Source organism: Bacillus sp. EU52 (genome assembly GCF_037964975.1).
GTDB classification, from domain to species: domain Bacteria; phylum Bacillota; class Bacilli; order Bacillales; family Bacillaceae; genus Bacillus; species Bacillus subtilis.
The window spans coordinates 878,578-897,500 of sequence record NZ_CP150177.1 but is presented as its reverse complement, the minus strand read 5'-3'; the positions used below and the strand labels follow the sequence as shown (position 1 = coordinate 897,500).

The 18,923-nt window shown below is 43.2% G+C and carries 22 protein-coding genes (1 of these 22 running past the window's edge); 5 read left to right on the top strand and 17 right to left on the bottom strand.

All coding sequences use genetic code 11. From position 1 onward, the window contains the following. On the bottom strand, window position 1 holds a 1-nt sliver of the coding sequence (gene perR, locus NSU05_RS04570) for a peroxide-responsive transcriptional repressor PerR (protein ID WP_003223285.1). The gene continues 437 nt to the left of window position 1, outside the view; only 1 of the gene's 438 nt is visible here; only part of the start codon is in view: it crosses the left edge, with 1 base visible at window position 1; its stop codon lies off the left edge, out of view. 122 nt (window positions 2–123) lie between these two features. Then, complete coding sequence (gene bcp, locus NSU05_RS04565) at window positions 124–597, bottom strand: thioredoxin-dependent thiol peroxidase (RefSeq protein WP_029726836.1); 474 nt, start codon at window positions 595–597, stop codon at window positions 124–126. 151 nt (window positions 598–748) lie between these two features. On the opposite strand from bcp, the gene NSU05_RS04560 reads away from it, so the two are divergent. Together NSU05_RS04560 and NSU05_RS04555 are read left to right on the top strand one after the other, a co-directional pair. Next, window positions 749–2,038 carry a glutamate-1-semialdehyde 2,1-aminomutase gene (locus NSU05_RS04560; protein ID WP_029317453.1) on the top strand — a complete coding sequence of 430 codons (1,290 nt, stop codon included), beginning with the start codon at window positions 749–751 and terminating at the stop codon, window positions 2,036–2,038. A 220-nt stretch (window positions 2,039–2,258) separates the two neighbouring features. Then, window positions 2,259–3,320 carry an aromatic acid exporter family protein gene (locus NSU05_RS04555; protein WP_003233537.1) on the top strand — a complete coding sequence of 354 codons (1,062 nt, stop codon included), beginning with the start codon at window positions 2,259–2,261 and terminating at the stop codon, window positions 3,318–3,320. A 76-nt stretch (window positions 3,321–3,396) separates the two neighbouring features. Here NSU05_RS04555 and NSU05_RS04550 read toward each other — a convergent pair whose 3' ends face one another. The 5 genes from NSU05_RS04550 to fabL form a co-directional block, all read right to left on the bottom strand. After that, the gene (locus NSU05_RS04550) at window positions 3,397–5,139 is read right to left on the bottom strand and encodes an ABC transporter ATP-binding protein (protein ID WP_038428652.1); all 1,743 of its coding nucleotides are present in this window, start codon (window positions 5,137–5,139) and stop codon (window positions 3,397–3,399) included. Between the two features lie 86 nt (window positions 5,140–5,225). Beyond that, window positions 5,226–5,756 carry a DUF402 domain-containing protein gene (locus NSU05_RS04545; RefSeq protein WP_003223272.1) on the bottom strand — a complete coding sequence of 177 codons (531 nt, stop codon included), beginning with the start codon at window positions 5,754–5,756 and terminating at the stop codon, window positions 5,226–5,228. Between the two features lie 143 nt (window positions 5,757–5,899). Next, window positions 5,900–6,160 (bottom strand): YgaB family protein, encoded by a 261-nt coding sequence (locus NSU05_RS04540; RefSeq protein ID WP_003242708.1) that lies wholly within the window; start codon window positions 6,158–6,160, stop codon window positions 5,900–5,902. A gap of 172 nt (window positions 6,161–6,332) precedes the next feature. Beyond that, the gene (sspE, locus tag NSU05_RS04535; protein WP_003233541.1) at window positions 6,333–6,587 is read right to left on the bottom strand and encodes a gamma type acid-soluble spore protein SspE; all 255 of its coding nucleotides are present in this window, start codon (window positions 6,585–6,587) and stop codon (window positions 6,333–6,335) included. Window positions 6,588–6,655: 68 nt separating this feature from the next. Beyond that, entirely contained in the window at window positions 6,656–7,408 is a 753-nt protein-coding gene (gene fabL / locus NSU05_RS04530; RefSeq protein ID WP_003223262.1) for an enoyl-[acyl-carrier-protein] reductase FabL, read from the bottom strand. 82 nt (window positions 7,409–7,490) lie between these two features. Between fabL and NSU05_RS04525 the strand changes: the two genes are divergently transcribed. Further along, a complete protein-coding gene (locus NSU05_RS04525; RefSeq protein WP_003233542.1) occupies window positions 7,491–7,715 on the top strand; it encodes a hypothetical protein in 225 nt (74 codons plus the stop codon). A gap of 7 nt (window positions 7,716–7,722) precedes the next feature. On the opposite strand, the gene mutY is transcribed toward NSU05_RS04525, so the two are convergent. After that, window positions 7,723–8,832 (bottom strand): A/G-specific adenine glycosylase, encoded by a 1,110-nt coding sequence (gene mutY, locus NSU05_RS04520; protein ID WP_015252513.1) that lies wholly within the window; start codon window positions 8,830–8,832, stop codon window positions 7,723–7,725. 215 nt (window positions 8,833–9,047) lie between these two features. On the opposite strand from mutY, the gene NSU05_RS04515 reads away from it, so the two are divergent. Continuing rightward, complete coding sequence (locus NSU05_RS04515; protein WP_014476212.1) at window positions 9,048–10,031, top strand: metal-dependent hydrolase; 984 nt, start codon at window positions 9,048–9,050, stop codon at window positions 10,029–10,031. Here the strand turns inward: NSU05_RS04515 and NSU05_RS04510 are convergent. The 6 genes from NSU05_RS04510 to NSU05_RS04485 all read right to left on the bottom strand — a co-directional run bounded on the left by NSU05_RS04510 (window position 10,024) and on the right by NSU05_RS04485 (window position 16,098). Further along, window positions 10,024–12,609 (bottom strand): YfhO family protein, encoded by a 2,586-nt coding sequence (locus NSU05_RS04510; RefSeq protein ID WP_038428651.1) that lies wholly within the window; start codon window positions 12,607–12,609, stop codon window positions 10,024–10,026. The genes NSU05_RS04515 and NSU05_RS04510 overlap by 8 nt on opposite strands. Before the next feature lie 71 nt (window positions 12,610–12,680). Next, window positions 12,681–13,670, bottom strand: a complete 990-nt coding sequence (locus NSU05_RS04505) for a glycosyltransferase family 2 protein (RefSeq protein ID WP_003244113.1) — start codon at window positions 13,668–13,670, stop codon at window positions 12,681–12,683. Window positions 13,671–13,901: 231 nt separating this feature from the next. After that, window positions 13,902–14,762, bottom strand: a complete 861-nt coding sequence (gene ephM, locus NSU05_RS04500) for an epoxide hydrolase EphM (protein ID WP_014479220.1) — start codon at window positions 14,760–14,762, stop codon at window positions 13,902–13,904. A gap of 1 nt (window position 14,763) precedes the next feature. After that, a complete protein-coding gene (spdL, locus tag NSU05_RS04495; RefSeq protein ID WP_038428649.1) occupies window positions 14,764–15,081 on the bottom strand; it encodes an SdpC immunity protein SpdL in 318 nt (105 codons plus the stop codon). A gap of 84 nt (window positions 15,082–15,165) precedes the next feature. Further along, window positions 15,166–15,684 (bottom strand): SH3 domain-containing protein, encoded by a 519-nt coding sequence (locus NSU05_RS04490; RefSeq protein ID WP_029317456.1) that lies wholly within the window; start codon window positions 15,682–15,684, stop codon window positions 15,166–15,168. A 144-nt stretch (window positions 15,685–15,828) separates the two neighbouring features. Further along, entirely contained in the window at window positions 15,829–16,098 is a 270-nt protein-coding gene (locus tag NSU05_RS04485) for a YfhJ family protein (RefSeq protein ID WP_003243789.1), read from the bottom strand. A gap of 124 nt (window positions 16,099–16,222) precedes the next feature. On the opposite strand from NSU05_RS04485, the gene NSU05_RS04480 reads away from it, so the two are divergent. After that, window positions 16,223–16,375 carry a small, acid-soluble spore protein K gene (locus NSU05_RS04480; protein ID WP_003223241.1) on the top strand — a complete coding sequence of 51 codons (153 nt, stop codon included), beginning with the start codon at window positions 16,223–16,225 and terminating at the stop codon, window positions 16,373–16,375. Between the two features lie 31 nt (window positions 16,376–16,406). Here NSU05_RS04480 and NSU05_RS04475 read toward each other — a convergent pair whose 3' ends face one another. The 3 genes from NSU05_RS04475 to recX all read right to left on the bottom strand — a co-directional run bounded on the left by NSU05_RS04475 (window position 16,407) and on the right by recX (window position 18,854). Then, the gene (locus NSU05_RS04475) at window positions 16,407–17,600 is read right to left on the bottom strand and encodes an MFS transporter (protein ID WP_003243500.1); all 1,194 of its coding nucleotides are present in this window, start codon (window positions 17,598–17,600) and stop codon (window positions 16,407–16,409) included. A 143-nt stretch (window positions 17,601–17,743) separates the two neighbouring features. Then, window positions 17,744–18,058, bottom strand: a complete 315-nt coding sequence (locus tag NSU05_RS04470; RefSeq protein WP_038428648.1) for a YfhH family protein — start codon at window positions 18,056–18,058, stop codon at window positions 17,744–17,746. Between the two features lies 1 nt (window position 18,059). Then, entirely contained in the window at window positions 18,060–18,854 is a 795-nt protein-coding gene (recX, locus tag NSU05_RS04465) for a recombination regulator RecX (protein WP_038428646.1), read from the bottom strand. Window positions 18,855–18,923 lie beyond the last annotated feature (69 nt).

Genomic DNA, 18,923 nt, shown 5'->3' with positions numbered 1-18,923 from the left:
TCCGTCATGCACCTCTCTTCTAAAAAAAATTCTTACATTGTAATGTTTATAATTAGTGTAACTCTTTCTACGATAATTTGTCAATTGATATCAGGGTAAAAGTAAGCATAGGCTCATAGAGATTTACTTTTCCGACATATCTTTGAGGGTTTGAAGCGCTTCGGCTACATGGTCCTTTACTTTTACTTTTCTCCATTCTTTAATGAGCCGGCCTTCTTTATCAATTAAAAAAGTGGAACGCTCGATTCCCATATACTCTTTTCCGAAATTTTTCTTCAGCTTCCACACATCAAATGCTTCCGCCAGCTTATGCTCGTCATCAACAAGAAGCAGAAATGGAAGGTTATGCTTCTCTTTAAATTTTCCGTGTTTTTCCTGGCTGTCCGGGCTGACGCCGATAATGACGGCATCCAGTTCAGCGAAGCTTTCGTGACTGTCCCGAAAATCGCATGCTTCAGTTGTACACCCCGGTGTCATGTCCTTTGGATAAAAATAAAGCACGATGTACTTTCCTTTATAATCCGATAATTTTACTGTTTCCCCATGATCACCTTTTAACTCAAGATCAGGCGCTTTATGTCCGATTTCTATAGTCATTACGTTACCTCCGGATGTTTTTTATTAAGCGTATCCAATTCTTGTCCAGATTACAACCATCTCAGCTGAATCTGAAGCCCGAAGCCATTGTTCTTGTTCGGAAGCATGCTACAATAGAAAGGACGCATGGAGATATAGGAGGTTTTTATTCTTGCATACAAAATCAATTGAACTTCACAATGAGGCATTACAGCACATTGTCGGCGGTGTAAACAGCCCGTCTAGATCATATAAAGCAGTCGGCGGCGGTTCTCCTGTTGCAATGGAGAAAGCAAGCGGCGCTTATTTTTGGGATGTGGACGGCAACAAATACATCGATTATTTAGCGGCGTACGGTCCGATTATTACAGGACATGCCCACCCGCATATTACAGAAGCGATTAAAAAAGCGGCAGAGAACGGTGTATTGTATGGAACACCAACGAAACACGAGGTTACATTTGCAAAGATGCTCAAAGAAGCCATTCCCGCTATGGACAAAGTAAGATTCGTCAATTCGGGTACAGAAGCCGTTATGACGACCATCCGCGTGGCTCGCGCATATACAGGCCGGACAAAAATCATTAAATTTGCGGGCTGTTATCACGGGCATTCGGACCTTGTGCTTGTCGCCGCAGGCTCCGGCCCGTCTACTCTTGGCACACCAGACTCAGCCGGTGTACCGAAAAGCATTGCAAACGAAGTGATCACAGTACCATTTAATGATATCGATAGCTATAAAGCGGCTCTTGATAAATGGGGCAGTGAAATCGCGGCGGTTCTCGTTGAACCGATTGTCGGCAACTTCGGTATCGTGGAGCCGAAAGAGGGCTTCTTAGAAAAAGTAAATGAATTGACACATAATGCAGGCGCTCTCGTTATTTACGATGAAGTCATTACGGCTTTCCGCTTTATGTATGGCGGCGCGCAGGATCTCTTACAGGTGAAACCAGATTTAACAGCACTCGGGAAAATTATCGGCGGCGGACTTCCGATTGGCGCCTATGGCGGCAAACAAGAAATCATGGAGCAGGTAGCTCCGCTAGGACCTGCTTATCAGGCAGGAACAATGGCAGGGAACCCCGCTTCCATCCTATCAGGCATCGCTTGTCTGGAAGTGCTCAAAGAAAAAGGCGTGTATGAAAAGCTTGATCACCTTGGCGCTATGCTTGAGGAAGGCATTTTGAAGCACGCAGAAACACACGGCATCACCATTACGGTCAACCGGTTAAAAGGTGCGCTCACGGTATATTTCTCTGATGAGAAAGTGGAAAATTACGAGCAGGCTGAACGGAGTGACGGAGAAACATTCGCTACGTTTTTTAAGCTGATGCTGGAACGCGGAATTAATTTAGCACCTTCTAAGTATGAAGCTTGGTTTATTACCACAGCACATACAGAGCAGGATATTAAAGACACGCTTACAGCGGTCGAGGATGCATTTAAACATCTAAAAAACTAGAATCAAATACCTTGAACAGGAGCTTTGAGCTCCTGTTTTTTTTATGGAATCAAACAACGTGTAAGATTTTGGTCTTTTTCTAGAAAAATAGCTTGAATATTTGTATCGATCCCTGTATATTACTTAATTGTTTAGCAAATAAACTAACCGGGAATTTTAAGGATTAGCCCATTTGCTATGTCACACAATTTACTATAGAAAGGAATGCACGCACAAACCAATGAAACTTGGTGCCCGCATTTTCAAAACCGGGATTGCGATTACACTTGCCCTTTATTTGGCTTCGTGGATCGGGCTTCCCGCGCCGATTTTCGCTGGAATTGCAGCGATATTTGCGATCCAGCCGTCGATTTACCGCTCTTTTCTCATTATTATTGACCAGGTTCAAGCAAATATCATCGGAGCTGTGATTGCCACAGTGTTCGGCCTTATTTTCGGACCCAGCCCGATTATGATCGGGTTAACAGCAGTTATTGTCATTACAATCATGCTGAAACTTAAAATTGAACATACAATTTCAATTGCTCTTGTAACAGTCATTGCGATATTAGAATCTGCCGGTGACGACTTTTTAATGTTCGCGCTGATCAGAACAAGCACAGTCATCTTAGGGGTGCTTTCTTCCTTTATCGTCAACCTTGTGTTTTTGCCTCCTAAGTACGAAACAAAGCTGATTCATAATACCGTCGAAAACACCGAAGAAATTATGAAGTGGATCAGATTGTCCATGCGGCAGTCGACAGAGCATTCGATTTTGAAAGAGGATATTGAAAAACTGAAAGAAAAAATGATCAAGCTTGATCAGACATATCTTCTATATAAAGAAGAAAGAAGTTACTTTAAGAAAACCACTTATGTGAAATCAAGAAAGCTTGTCCTGTTCAGACAGGCCATTATTACTGCAAATCGGGCGCTTGATACATTGAAGAAGCTGCATCGTCTGGAAAACGAGATCTATCATATGCCGGAAGAGTTTCAGGAAACATTGACTGAAGAACTTGATTACCTGCTTTACTGGCACGAACGGATTTTGATGAGGTTTGTCGGAAAAATCAAGCCGCATGATGACGCGGTTGAAGAAGGCATCCGGTATAAGCAGCTTTTAACAAAGTCATTTTTAAAAAATCAGCAGAATACGGATGAGGAGCTTATTGATTACAACATGCTCAATATTATGGCAAGCGCCGTGGAATATCGCGAGCAGCTTGAACATTTAGAAACACTTATCACAAGTTTTCAAACGTATCATCCGAAAGACTGCGAAATAGAAACAGAAGAGTAACCCGGTTAAACAGCCGGGTTTTTTTATATACAAAAAAATCTTATATCCTTCGTTAAAAGGATATAAGATTGATGTTTTAGTTCAAATTTTGAATGGTAAATAAGTGCTTGTACTGGCTCTCATAGTCCATGAGTTCATCATGGGTTCCGATTTCAATGATTGTGCCGTTTTCCATGACAACAATCTTATCCGCATGGGTGATTGTCGATAAACGGTGGGCGACAACAAAAGTTGTTCTATCCTTCGCCAGTTTGTCCATCGCTTCTTGAATGTAATGCTCACTTTCCAAATCCAGAGCTGATGTAGCTTCATCTAAAATGAGGAGCGGCGGATTTTTCAGGAATACCCGCGCAATTGAGATCCGCTGCTTTTGTCCGCCTGAAAGCTTAACGCCTCGTTCTCCCACCCGGGTCTCATATCCTTCTGGAAAACTCATGATAAATTCATGGGCATTTGCAGCTTTGGCGGCTTCGATTATCTCTTCAAGTGTGGCATCAGGCTTGCCGATCGCGATATTTTCCCGAATCGTTTCACTAAATAAAAAGGTATCCTGAAGCACCATACCAACCTGGTTGCGAAGGCTTCTTGCTTCATAATCGCGAATATCCATCCCATCAATCAGCAGTCTGCCGCTTGTTACATCATAAAATCTTGGGATCAGGCTGACGAGCGTTGATTTTCCTCCTCCGCTCATGCCGACGAGAGCTACAGTTTCTCCTCTATTTACTTTTAAGGATACATCATGAAGAATATTTTCTTTGTCCTTCTCATATTGAAACGAAACGTTTTGAAACTCCACTCCTCCGCGAATCTGATCGGCCTTTATCGCATTTGGTTTGTCAGTGAGTTCATAGGGCTCGTCAATAAATTCAAACACCCTGTCCATTGATGCGATTGACTGTGTCAAAGTTGTAGAGGAATTGATCAGCCTTCTAACAGGGTTGTACATTCTGTCAATATATCCGACAAACGCGACCATTGTTCCGACTGTCAGCGGTCCATTAATGACAAAATACCCGGCGCACGCTATGACGATGAGCGGCGCCAAATCTGTAATGGTATTAACGACCGCAAAGGTTTTGGCGTTCCAATTCGTGTGGCGGATGGCTTTATCTAAGAAATGACCGTTTTTCTCATTAAATTGAGCCTGTTCATGATCTTCTATCGCAAAGCTTCTGATGACAGGCATGCCTTGAATTCGTTCGTGCAAATGCCCCTGCACTTGAGCAAGAGCCTGTGAGCGCTCCCTTGTCAGCTTTCGTAAACGGCCGTAAAAATACTTCACTGATATTCCGTATAATGGGAATAAAACGATAGAGATCAGCGTTAATTTAACGTCCAGTGTGAGCATGATAGAAATTACAATCAAAATCGTCAGCATATCGAGCCATATATTCATCAGCCCTGTGATGACGAAATCCTTTGTTTGTTCTACATCATTAATCACTCGGGAAATGACTTCCCCTGTTCTTGTATTCGCGTAAAAACGAAGGCTCAGTTTTTGTATATGGTCAAACAGCTTAGCTCTTATATCATAAAGCACCTTGCTGGCAGTCCACTGGGCAAAATATTGCCGGTAATATTCAACAGGCGGGCGCAAAATTAAAAATAAGGCGAACATGATCGCCATAATCGTGAACAATGACGTGGTTTTGTCACTGGCCGTGCCGCCTCCTTGAATAATGTCGTCAACTACGTACTTCAGAAGCAATGGGAGAGCAAGCGGAATGGAGAATTTTACGATCCCGATTAACACTGTAACGAAAATTTGCTTCTTATAAGGTTTGACGAATTGCATGTAACGTTTCATAACCCCCACGTTGATTCCCCCTCTCTCTTTCTCATGATGTGTGTGAGCCCATGTGAAAAACCTGTTGTACCCCGCAACAGGTTTTTACGTAACCATTATTTTGTATAGCGCAGATACCGTTCATACCACATATCGACAAACTCGGGCGCAAACGGTCCCTGACGCTGGTGAATCCAATGGAGCAGCGTATTTAAGTAGTCTCTTAAAATACTGTCGATTTCCTTTGGATAATTCATGGCTTTCCGATGATCATCATATTCGTCTTCATCGAGAATATTGTAGGTCATGTCAGGAAAAACCTTAACATCTAAGTCATAATCAATATATTTAATTGCTTCGCCATCATAGGCAAACGGAGAACTGATGTTGCAATAATAATGAACCCCGTCTTCCCTCAGCATCCCGATGACATTAAACCATTGTCTTGCGTGAAAATAACAGATTGCGGGCTCTCTGGTTATCCATGTCCGGCCGTCTGATTCGGTTACCATCGTCCGGTCATTGGCTCCGATGACACACATTTCTGTACTTTTTAAAATTGTTGTCTCATTCCAAATTCTATGAATCAGCCCGTTGTGCTTATAGCTGTGAATTTGAATGGTTTCTCCTTCCTTGGGATAGCCCATATTTCTCCCCTACTTTCTATAAAGCCCTACAGTTAGTATGTCCAAATTTGCTTACCGACAACGTCTTTTACCTATTATAACGTTACAAATTGAAAAATGAAAATAAAAGAGCCATTCCGGCCGGGGAATGGCACATTCCTGCACTACACAAAGGAAGACGGCTTTTCTGAGCTGCGATATGAACGAATGACCTGCTCTGTCTGCTTTTGAAACATATCCTGTATATCGGCAAGGTGTTTCCGTTTTACCGCAATTTCAGCCTGAATCCCACGCAGCCTTGCATCCCTTTCCAAATGCCGGAGTTCCGCCTCAATTTGTTTGCAGCGGTCGAGCTCTGATTGGAGATCGAGAAGCTTATCCATCGTTTTCATCTGTTCACTTACCAGCTTTTCAAATTCGGTCATCGGTTCCTCCTTCAGCCTGATGAAAGTATAAACATTTCCTCCTTTAATCATTTCGATCTCCATAAAGCAAACCCTTTGACTCATTCTGTAGACCTTCCACAAGTTTTGTCGTTTTTCAAACAGAAAAAAGCACTTCCACCCGAAGATGAAGTGCTTTTTTCTGTTTCAGTGATTAGCTGTTTTGTTGTTTGTTTTGTTCAGCAGATTGGTTTTGCTGTCTTACCTGCTGTGCGTCAGTTTCACTAGCGAATTCAGTGCCGAATTGACCTTGTTGTCCAGCTGATTGCTGGTTTTGTTTTCTGACTTGCTGAGCGTTTGTTTCGCTAGCAAATTCAGTGCCAAATTGACCTTGACCAGCAGCTGATTGTTGGTTTTGTTTTCTAACTTGTTGAGCGTTTGTTTTGCTGAAGTTATTTGAGTTAGCCATTGTTATCACCTCCACGGTCATTAGAATGTGCAGGTGATCGTATAGCTATTCCTCTTTTTTAAAAATTTTTAAACGAGCAGTGAGCGTCCGCCGTCAACGATAATTGTCTGTCCGCGGATCATGTCAGCCTTGGAAGACACTAGAAACTCAACAGTATCAACCATGTCTTTAATTTCGACCATGCGTCCCGCCGGCGTGTTTTGGCGCGCATCCTCAAGCAGATCTTCTCTATTCGGGAAGTGTTTCAGCGCATCTGTGTCGATCGCTCCGCCTGAAACAGCATTGACGATAATTTGTTTTGGTGAAAGCTCAACGGCAAGATAACGGGTTAAAGCCTCTAACGCTGCTTTTGATACACCGACCGTGGTGTAGTTTTCAAGATAGCGGATAGAGCCTAATGAACTGATGCTGACAATATGCCCGCCTCCGTTCTTCTCCATTAGCTTGGCAGCTTCCTGAGCGCAGAAAAGCAATGCTTTCGCATTAATATTCATCGTCCAGTCCCAGTGTGTTTCTTCTAATTCCATGACAGGTCTTAGTACTCCTGAAGCGGCATTATTGACAAAAACATCAAGTCTGCCGAACGTTTCATCAATTTGCTGAAACATTTCTTTGATTTTTGCAGGCTGTCCTACGTTTGCTTTTACGACAAGCACTTTAACGCCAAGCTTTTCGATTTCTTCCGCTGTTTCTAATGCTGCTTTTTTGCTGCGTGCATAGTTAATGACGATGTTATAGCCGTTCTCAGCAAGTCTGATCGCGGCCGCTTTTCCGACACCGCGGCTGCTTCCTGTTACGAGTGCACATTTATTTTGTTCCATTTTTCCTCATCTCCTTGTAGCGTATAGTTCTTTTATTTCCACAAACAATAATGGCAAGAACTTTAAAGGGGGGTCTTCTGTTATGTATGTCGGACGTGATATGAGCGAATTGAACATGGTTTCCAAAAAAGATTGGAAGAACAGTGAACTCGCTTATTTTCATCATGCCTTTCAGCAAATTATGCCTTATTTGAACGAAGAAGGCCAATCAAAATACCGGGAATTAACGCAAGAAATTGAAGCGCGCGGCGGAATGAAGCGCAATGAAGCGGACTACAGCCACGGCACGCGCGTCTCTTACGATTAAGAATGGTTTACGGAGCAGCCGAGATGGCGGCTGCTTCTACTGCCATCTTCCAGATTTTTTGATGTGACACCGGGAACGCAAATTGTTCGAGCTCTTCTTTCGTTACTTTTTTCAGCTCGCTGGTATCCGACACTTGTTTTACTTTACCGAAAAACACTGAAATATTCCATACCAGGTGGGTGAAAACATGCTCGACTACACCTTGCAGATCACTGATATCAGCTTGTATGCCATATTCGTTTTCTAAGAAAGCAATGAGCTGTTCACGCTCAGTTTTGATCCCTTTTTGTGTTTCAAGATTAGGGAATTCCCACAGGTTGGCGAGCAAACCTTTAGACGGCCGTTTGTGGATATACACTTGTCCGTCTTCATCAGTCAGTACGATCGCGGCCATGGTTTTGATCCCGGGCTTTTTCTTTTTGCTTTTTACCGGAAGCTCCCGTTCAGTGCCTTCTTCAAATGCTGAGCAATGCTGCTGAACCGGGCATAGCAGGCATGAGGGTGATTTTGGCGTACAGATCAATGCTCCAAGCTCCATCAAGCCCTGATTAAATTCAGATGGTTTTTCTTTGGAAATAAAAGCTCGTATGGCGTCTTCAAAGATCGTTCTTGTTTTTGGTTTGGCAATATCATCCCAAATAGATAGAATTCTGGACATGACACGCATCACATTTCCGTCAACTGCGGGAATGGGTTTATTGTAGGCAATGCTGAGCACCGCTCCCTTTGTATAAGGGCCGACGCCTTTTAACCCGCCAAAATCTTTCTCGTCTGGAGGAACAATGCCGCCGTATTCCTGTTTCACTTCTTTTACCGCGCTTTGCAGGTTTCTGACTCGCGAATAATAGCCGAGCCCTTCCCATGCTTTCAGCACCTTTTCTTCATCAGCATCAGCGAGCGCTTCCACTGTCGGGAATTGTTCCACAAACCGCAGAAAGTAAGGAATCACTGTCTCTACTCTCGTTTGCTGCAGCATCACTTCAGATACCCACACTTTATATGGATCTTGGTCCTCTCTCCACGGCAAAACGCGCTGCTCTCGTTCAAACCATGAGATTAAATCATCGCGAAATTGCTGTATGTCTTTTTGTTTTAATTTGTCTTCAAGTACGTTCATATGTGTTTCTCCCCAGTCTTTCGCGCCCCGCTTTTCTTTAGACTGTTTTTTGTTGTACACTAAGGGCACAGTACGATAATATGTTACATTAAATAGTAATAAAGAAAAAGCGGAAACATATGAGAACGATTGAATCAGTTTAAAAATTGGGTATATGAAAATGGGGAATTTCTTACAAAGTGAATGTGCAGGATCACCCTGCAAGGAGGTCACCTATGGATACGGGCACACATGTCGTTATGGGCATCGCACTGGGCGGTATTGCGACGCTTGATCCTGTTGTCGGATCAGATCCGGCAATGGCTCACGCTGTTATGATCGCAACGCTTGCGGGCTCTCAGGCTCCGGATATTGATACTGTGTTAAAGCTTAAAAACAATGCTGTTTATATAAGGAATCACAGAGGATTTACCCATTCAATTCCCGCCGTTTTGTTTTGGTCTGTCATCATCCCGGCGATTCTGTATTTATTTTATCCTCAGGCCGATTTTCTGCACCTGTGGCTGTGGACACTGCTGGCAGTCGTTCTGCATGTCTTTGTTGATATATTCAACGCCTATGGAACACAAGCCATTCGTCCGTTTTCGAAAAAATGGGTTGCGCTCGGGCTGATTAATACGTTTGATCCGTTTATTTTTATCAGCCATCTGGCAGCTATCGCGATTTGGTATGCAGGCGGGAGTCCCGGCATCACGTTTCTCAGCTTATATATCATATTGGCAGGCTACTACTTGGTGCGCCTGATCATGCAGCTGAGAATTAAACGGAAGCTTCATGAGATGATTCATGATGAGATCGAAAGCATTATTATTTCTCCAACGATGAAATTCAGGCAATGGCGAATCGCAGTGACGACAGCACATGCTTTCTATGTAGGAAGAAGCATGGAAGGACATGTCGTGATTCTGGATACATTTAATCGGGTGCCTGTTCCTGAAACCGATGTAATGCATGCGGCAAAGCAGGATGATAACATCGCGGCGTTTCTGTCCTTTTCTCCGGTATACCGGTGGGAAGTGGATACGTTTAAAGATCATTATGAGGTGAGATTTATCGACCTGCGTTATCGGAGCAAAGGCCATTATCCGTTTGTCGCAATTGTTCATATCGGCCATGATCTCACGATTCGTTCATCCTATACGGGATGGATATTCAGCGAAGAAAAACTTCAGAAAAAATTAAAGCTCGGCTCTATATAGAGCCGGGCTTTTTACGTCTTATATAAAAAACAGCAAGCAGCAGACTGACGAGAGATATGATCGCCGATATTTTGAAGTATGGCGGATAGTAAGTCAGCTCAATGTGATTGTCTCCCTTTTGCGCCTTGAAGCCTATAAAAGCATAATCCGCTTTTTCGATCTTCTGTGTTTTTCCGTTGATCTTCAGCTCCCAGCCTTTTTCATATGGGATCGGAAGCATGATGTACTGGTCTTTTGACAGATGATAGGAAAAGGTCAGTCGATTTTTGTTCCAATTCAGTTTGTCTGCTTTCTCTGTTTTATTTTGCATTACAGCGTTTTTCAGCGTTTGGTAATTTTCTTCATAGAGCGCTATGTTTCTCAGCTCATAGGTTCCTTTCGGAAGATTGATTGAGATATGGCCTGATTTAGGCACTCTTACCGTTATATTATTTACTCCGGTTTTATAGATCGATTTGTTCGATTTCCTTGTTGTGACATAATCATTTACCTTTAATGTAAATCCTTTGTCTTTTGCTTTGCTTTTCAAATAAAAGCTGACATAGTAGTCTCCCGGAGCGGATGATGGCTGTTTCGGGGTGATGATCAGCTCTCCTCCGTTTTCTCCAGTTACGGTTAGCAGCCCGTTTTGATACTGGGCTTGTTTTGCGGTGATGTCCGACTTGGTGATCAAATTGGACGGTTTTGGTGTCTGCTCCGTTTTTCCTGATGGATCTTTTAATATAATTCCTTTCAGCATCGCCTGTTCTTTCGCAAGAGCGGGCAATCGGTCCAGCTCACTTTCGCTGTATATGGCATCCGCTGTTTTAACGAATGGAAGCATGTACTGATTCTCATAAACTGCATAATGCTCTGTTTCTAAATGCTTTTTGAAGCCGTACGGGACGCTGGCTTCGTTTGTTTTTTCGGTCATATAATATTTGCCGTAAAGCAGGCTGTATAAATTCGCCCTGTCTCCCAATGACGCGTAACGGCTGACGCTTTCCCTGCCCATATCGATGCTTAAATCATTCCAATAGAAGGCCAGCAGATCTTTGTTTAAAATGCTGGAATACGCGCTGAAGCCATTAAATCCGTAAATGATTGGCGTATTATTGCGGACCCCGTTCATCCAGTCGATTCTCATGAGCGGGTCATCGTCTTCCTTCTGTAAACGTCTGATGAGCTCAGATGATTCCCGCCCTCTGTATTCCTCACTTGTAAGATATTCTTTTGTCACACTGTCCAAATCGCCGCCTTCTGAGAGCGCGTATTTTTGATAGGAGTTGGCGACAAACAGCGAAGAAAGAATGATTATACCGTACACAGCCATTTTTGCCCGTTTTTTCGCAAAAGCTGCAGCAAACAAGGCTGCGATTGTCATGAGTAAGAGCAATAGAATACTTTCATTCGCAGGCTTCCATATATCGAGCTTATACCTTTGGATATGATACAAGTAAAGAAGCAGGACGACAGCTGCGGCCGGGAGCAGTTCTTTCCGTTTCAATTCAGACAGCTGTGACAAACCAGCCGCAGCTGCTCCCGCAATGGTAAAGGCCAGAACATATTCAAACCGGTTTTGCGGGGCGGAAAAACCGTTAAAGACGCTTGCCGCATACGGACTGAAATGAAAAAGAATAAACAGCAGGCTCAATCCGGCAAAGAGACGAAATACACGGTTTTTGTAAAAAGAAATAATAAACAAAAACAGCAGAAAAGCGGCCGGCACAATGATGATCCGGCTCGAAAATAAGATATTATCATCGAAATTGAGCCACTCTATTTTCTGGCTGTATGGAGGGCGCAGGTTGTTTAAAAAACCGTATACTACGGGCACAAACGCCGCCGCACTGATGCCAAAAGAAATGAAGCCTGAAACCAGAAATAATCTGATTTGAATCCATCTTTTCTCTTCATGTGGTTCCAAACGGATCAGCCATCTGAACAGCAAATAGATTCCGATGAATATAAGGTTTATGTATGCAAAGTAAAAATTATTGATTAACGTCAGCGAACACGCAACGATAAACCACGCCGGACGCCGCTCTCTAATAATTTTTTCTGCACCAAGCACAAGCAGCGGAAGCCAAACCATTGTATCGGTGAAAAATTCCCAATACGCTTCGTGACGGAAATAAATAATTGAGACGCCGTATAACACGGCTCCCGTGAACGATGCCGCCCTGTGCTTGAGAAGATAATGAAAAACAGAAGCGGACGTAAAGATGATCAAGCTCAATTTGAAAATACTGATAAAAACAGCTGACTCTGCCCAAAAAAGCGTATCCGCTTCTCCGATCAGCTGGACGGCTTGAAGCAGCCAAACAGCGGCAGACACAGCAAGAAAAAGAAAAGAAGCAGAAAAATAATAGCCGAGCTGACTGAATGTGCCGCCGCCAAGTCCGAATGAATAATTGTAGAAAAAATTCCCGTGTGTATATTGGTCAAATAATAATTTTTTAAATACGATCATTTGCGCAAGCCCGTCACCCGGACCTGTCATATACCTGCCTTCCGCCCATTCTTTCACAAAAAAAGCGTGTGCCAGAACGGACACCAGCAAACTGGCCGCATAGATCATGATATGTTTTCTTTTCATATAAATTCTCCAGTCTTGCTTTTAAGATAATAGACACGCAAAAAAAGCACTGCCAATGGCGCTTGGTATTTTCAGTGCATTTTTGTCAGACGCCGCATGCTTTTTAATTCGTTCGTTTCAGGCAGGTCTTTGTTCGGGATATTCGCTTCTTTGATCAAATAATGCGGGCGTTTTTTTGTTTCATAATAGATTCGGCCGATATATTCGCCTATAATTCCGAGGCTTAACAGCTGTACTCCGCCGAGAAATAACACTGCTGAGATAATGGTGAAATACCCAGGCACAGAAATACCGTTAGTCAGAATTTTAACGAATGTGGCAATGATATAAATGATGGAAAGCAGCAGGATGAAAATGCCTGTATAAAAACATAATCTCAGCGGCTTATGATTAAATGAAACGACGCCGTCCATTCCGTAGTTAAACAGACTGCTGAACGACCATTTGGAGGTGCCGTTTTTTCGTTCGACATTTTCATAAAATACAATTTTCTGATCAAAGCCAATCCAGCAAAAAAGGCCTTTTGAGAAGCGGTTTCCTTCGCTCAGCTTCAAAAGTGCATTCACAGCTTGGCGGCTTAACAATCTGAAGTCACCGACACCGTCACGCAAATCGACTTCAACCGCTTTATTAATGAACTTGTAATACATAGATGATAAGAGTGAGCGGACAAAGCTGTCCCCTTTTCTGTTCCTTTGAGCAATGACTTGGTCATACCCTTCTTCGTAGCCTTTGATAAATTCCTTCAGCAAATATGTCGGATGCTGCAGATCGGCATCCATGACAATAACCGCCTCGCCCTGAACATGCTCAAAGCCCGCCAAAATTGCGGCTTCTTTTCCAAAGTTTCGAGAAAAAGATATATATTTTACCCGGCTGCACGTCGCTGCCAAGTCTTTGATCTGCTGAAGCGTGTCATCAACACTTCCGTCGTTTATGAAGAATATTTCATAGTCATAATGAATGTTTTTAAATTCCTTTTTTAAAGATTCATGAATGAGTTTGACATTATACCCTTCATTGTAAGACGGGATAATAATCGAGATTAATCCTTGCTTCATTAAGGCACCTTCTTTTTATTATTCTTTTTAAGTATTGCCTTAGGGGAGTTTTACACAAATCTTCAGTAAGGCTATTCCTTTTTTTAAAGTCGTTTAAACCTGTTTTTTGTTACAATTTTATGGTGACATTCATGATTTTTAATGTTATTTTGTCATGTTTAAAACAGACTATGAAAAAAACGCACAGAAAAAGTCTGCCATTATGACAGACGGATGGAGAGAAATTTTAGCTTATTGGTTCTTAAGATATTCCAAAATCAGCTGATTGACGATGGCTGGCTTTTCGTGGTTAATCCAATGGGAAGCTTCATCAACAAAGATGAGATGTCCATTCGGGCAATGCCTTTCCGTCTCTTTCGCAAGCTTTCTGCTCAAAAAGCGGTCTTCCATTCCCCAGATCATTCGGTAAGGTACTGTTTCGTAAGAGGGTTTCTCTGCCAAGCTTCCTTTTCTGAGGGCTCTGTACCAGTTCAGCATAGCTGTCAGCGCGCCCGGCTGTTTCCACGCTTCTTTGTACCTGCTGACATCCTCGGATGTAAAAAGCGCGGGACGGTCGGATAATCCAATCGCTTTGTCTAATGTTTCATAATCATTTTCCCTTAGTGATGCCTCCGGTATATCGGGGAGCTGGAAGTATGCGATATACGAGCTTTTCAGCCATTGCGGCGGATAAAGCGGCGTTACGGTTTTCATGACGTGCGGGTGCGGGATATTGATCGCGATCAGTTTTTCAAGATATTCCGGGCGTGTGGAAGCCAAATGCCATGCGACAGCCCCTCCCCAGTCATGACCGATGACAATTGCTTTTTCATCAGTGAATTGCGTAATAAGCCCGATGATATCATCTCTTAATGTATCAATCCGATATGAATCAATTCCTTCCGGTTTGTCACTGAGATTGTAGCCCCGCTGATCAGGAGCAATGACCCGGTAACCCGCATCAACAAGCGGTTTGATTTGATTTTTCCAGCCGTACCAAAACTCAGGAAATCCATGGAGCAGGACAATTAACGGGCCGTCTTCCGGTCCTGCGGCTGCAACGTGGAGCGTGATTCCGTTCGTATTGACAAACTGGCATTTAACTCCGTCCACTTCAATCTCCTCCTTGACTGTGCGTCATGATTTTCAGCCTTTTCTCCGTTAGCATAAATGTTATGACACTGGCGGCAATCAGCATGATAAGTTGAAGAATAAACAAGTTTGATCCCAGCAGCAAACCCATTCCCGCAATCACCAAGCCTGACAGGATCATTAATGATGCACTGTAACGGTTCGCTTCATTCCATAATCTTTGATCTGACATTGAGCGTCTCGTTCTGTATCCGTACACACTGTTGATCGATTTGGGAGGAAACAGTTTGATCAGTATGCCCGCAATGATCATAAGCCCTCCGCCGACTAAACCCGTCATATCATCATCTCCTTTCTCATTGTTACGTGCAGAAAGAAGAAATGTTTCATGCATAGGCAAAAAGACAAGCCTCGGCCTGCCTTTTTATCGCATTTGTAAATCCTTTGTGTGAATATAGCCTTTAACTCCGCCATAATCCACGAACGCCCAAGTGAAGTCAAATCCGCCGTTTTCACTGAATCCCCACCCAAGTATTGTCACCTCTGTTCCAGATGAGAGCTGTTTAGCTTTTCCATTTTCGGGCGTCGGTGCATAGAAGGCTGTCTGTTTCGTTGTTTTCGCTTGGCTTGCGGTTTTCATTAAAAAGTGAGTTGAAATATATGCTTTCTTTCCTTTGAAATAAATTTGAGCCCAATCGGCATTTACGAACCTATCGACTTTTACCTTTTGTTCTGATGATACAGTGCCGAGAATATCACCTTCATGATTTGGCTCAGTCCGGACATTCAGCTTTCCTGCTTTTATGATGTAAGTATCGGATGATGGCATGCTGACAGATATGTCGTGAAGGGGCGCAGCTTTTGCTGCGGGAGCGGAATGAAGTGCTGTCAAACCCAGTCCTGCGGCAGCTGTTAAAGCGAGCATTACTTGTTTCTTTTTCATATAAAGCTCCTCCTCGCATTTTGACAAGATATAAGTGGTATTCCCTGATTGACAGGCTGGTGAAACATGTTTTGTTTATGATTTCTTCCTGTTAAGGTAATTTTAAGAAAATGAAAAAACCTGCCGGTCGTTAACGGCAGGTTTTTAATGCAAAAGGCCTCTGCTTTGATTTAAGTAATCATTCACGTCGTTACGGGAGCTTTGAAAAAGGTGGAGCTGGCCGCCATAGTTTTCAATCCATTGTGTGACGATTTTTTCAGTCATTTTTTCACCTTGATAGGCGTGTCCGGCTTTTGCATAGGTTGCTTCGAAATCGCTCCATAACAATTCCACCCACGTTTTTGCCTGTATATAGCTGATCATCTCGTTCTTTTCCAGAAGCAGATTAGTCAGTTTCTCAATGTACATATTCATATGTGCAGTCTCCTTTCTTCAGGAAAAAAATAACGCTTTATTACGTAGTGTTCTCCATATACTAACCTTACGTCTTCATCTGGAAAGACGCAACTTTTTGATCTCGAATCTAGGGGGATATGACATGGTCCGAAATAAAGAAAAAGGATTTCCTTACGAAAACGAAAACAAATTTCAGGGTGAACCGAGAGCAAAGGACGATTATGCTTCAAAGCGTGCTGACGGATCTATCAATCAGCATCCTCAAGAAAGAATGAGAGCCTCAGGCAAACGGTAAAGAAGAACAGCTGCATACACTGCAGCTGTTTTTACCCTTTATTGACTTGATATTCGTAGACGCTCTTCTTTTCTGATAAGTGTGCGAAGGTAGAAAGCACAAGTCCGCATGCAGTCATAAGCGCACCTCCTGCAAACAGCCAGGAATAAGAGCCTGTTCCGTTTAAAATCATTCCGCCGATCCATGCACCAAGGGCATTGGCAAGGTTAAATGCTGATACGCTGACAGCTGCGGCAATGGTTGTGCCGCCCTCAGATGAGGAAATGACCTTTGTTTGCAGAAGAGGCGGCGTGCCGAATGCGCATGCCCCGAATAGGAACGTTGCCACAATGGCTGCAGCCGGGTAAATGGCGATGTAAGGAAATACAGCCAGAACACCGATTAAACCGATCATTACGCCGATCATCGTCCGAGTCAGCAAAGGCAGCGGTACTTTTCCAGCAAAGAAATTCCCGGCAACGCCTCCCAATCCATACGCAAAGAGAGCACCTGTAATGCCAACCGTGCTGAATCCGGCTGAATGCCTCAAAATGGGTTCGATAAAGGTGTAGGCGATAAAGACACCGGAATAGCCTAAAATGGTAATCGCGAAGGAAAACAGCACTTGTTTGTGTTTAAAAACCCCCCACTCATTCATAAGCATTGGGATCACTTTTGGTTTTCTGTTCGGCACGGCAGCCATAAGGCCTAAAAATCCGATGACACCAAGTGCCGTAATGATGGAAAACACCGCTCTCCAATTCAGGACATCTCCGAGATAAGAGCCGAATGGAACACCAAGCATTAGAGCCACTGTCAGTCCGCCGTTCATTGAAGCAGCAGCTGCAGCACGCTTTTCCGGCGGAACCATTTCACTTGCGAATACCATGGCAATCGCGAAGAAAGCGCCGTGTATGGACGCAGATAAAATTCTTGAAATGGCCAATACAGCAAAATTCGGCGCCAGTGCGCTCATCAGGTTGGAAAGGATAAATATCGCCATCAGCCCAAGAAGCACAGGCTTTCTCGGAAGCTTGACGGAAATGATGGTGACGAGCGGCCCTGTCAAACAAACGCTTGCCGCATAAGCCGTGACAAGAAGCCCTGCGGATGAAACCTGTATATGAAAGTCATTGGCAATCGACGTCAAAATACCCATCACCGCGTATTCTGTATAGCCGATTGAAAATGTACAAATCATAAGAACAAATATAATAAATTTTACAGATGGGTTTTTGATACTCAACGTCATCGCCTCCTTTGATTTTAAAAAACAACGAGTTTCATCTTAAAAGATTTTTCAAGTGAATTCAATGATTTTTTCTTTAAGAATTCGTGTAAATGTGCTGCAAACAAAAAGAGGCTGATCATCAGCCTCCCCGTTACGCTTTAATCTTTTTCTTTCAATACTGAGATTGGCAGCGCTTCCTCTTGCTGAGGGGAAGAGGTTCTGTATCCCCATGCGAAAACGCCATTTAAATAACTGATGGTAAACTCGTCCTCAGTGTCTTCCACACGATATGTTTCTCCCGGTGAGTAATCTTCCGGGTTCAGCAAATATGCTTTTGCCATCGTAATTTTCCGTTCGAGCACTGCCAGTTCGTTTATGATTCCATGCTGTTCGGCTTTTCTTGCTTTTTCAGAAAGTAATGCGATTTCGGTATTAAGTTCGTGAGGTGTCATTTGACTGTATCGTTTCTCCATTTCAGTACTCCTCTTCCTGCAGTAATTGCTCGATTAAATCGAGTGAGAATCCTTTGCGGAATAAAAATTGTTTGACCTTCATGGCGCTTTCATATGAGCCGTCATAGCGGTATTTTCTAAACGCTTTTTCCGCGTGAAGGCGCAGCGCTTCTTTCTCTGTGTCTTCATCATTTTCATATTCAATCTGATCCATCGCCGCGCTGATAACATCAAATGAGAAGCCCTTGCGCTGAAGCTGCAGCTGGGCGCGCTGTTTAAGTTCTTTCGTCGAAAGTTTTTTATCTTTTTTGAGAAGCTTTTCAACATGCTTGACCGCTTCCCTTGTCTGATCCTCAAAGGAAAAGGAACTTAGCGCCTCCTTAATTGTATCGTCATCAATTCCCTTCGCTCTTAGCTCTCTGAACAAAACATCAGGGCCTTTTCCGTTTGTTTTTTTGTGAGTGCTGACATAGGCTGAGGCAAATTCCTGGTCGTTTAAGTACTTGTAATCGTTAAGCCTATGGATGACTTCCGCAATGACGGGGGGCGAGGTTTCTTTTTTCTTTAAGTGGTCCTCGACCTCTTTCGTCGACCGCATTCGATAGGATAAAAAGTCAAGCGCACGGTTGAAGCCTTTCTTCACTTCATCGCCGTATTGAATCTCAATGATGTCAAGATCATCGAGTTCTTTTCCCTTCTTGAGCTCAAATTTCACGAGCACATCCGCGTCCACGCTGAAGGCGTATTTATCATCCAGAAAAATATTGAAGCGTTCCGTATTCTTTTTTTGCGTTGATATTTTTGTAATAAACGGCATCTTAATCTCCCTTCTCAGGCCTGAAACGCGTTTTCTTTTATTACAATGAGGTAAAGTATATTTATTAGA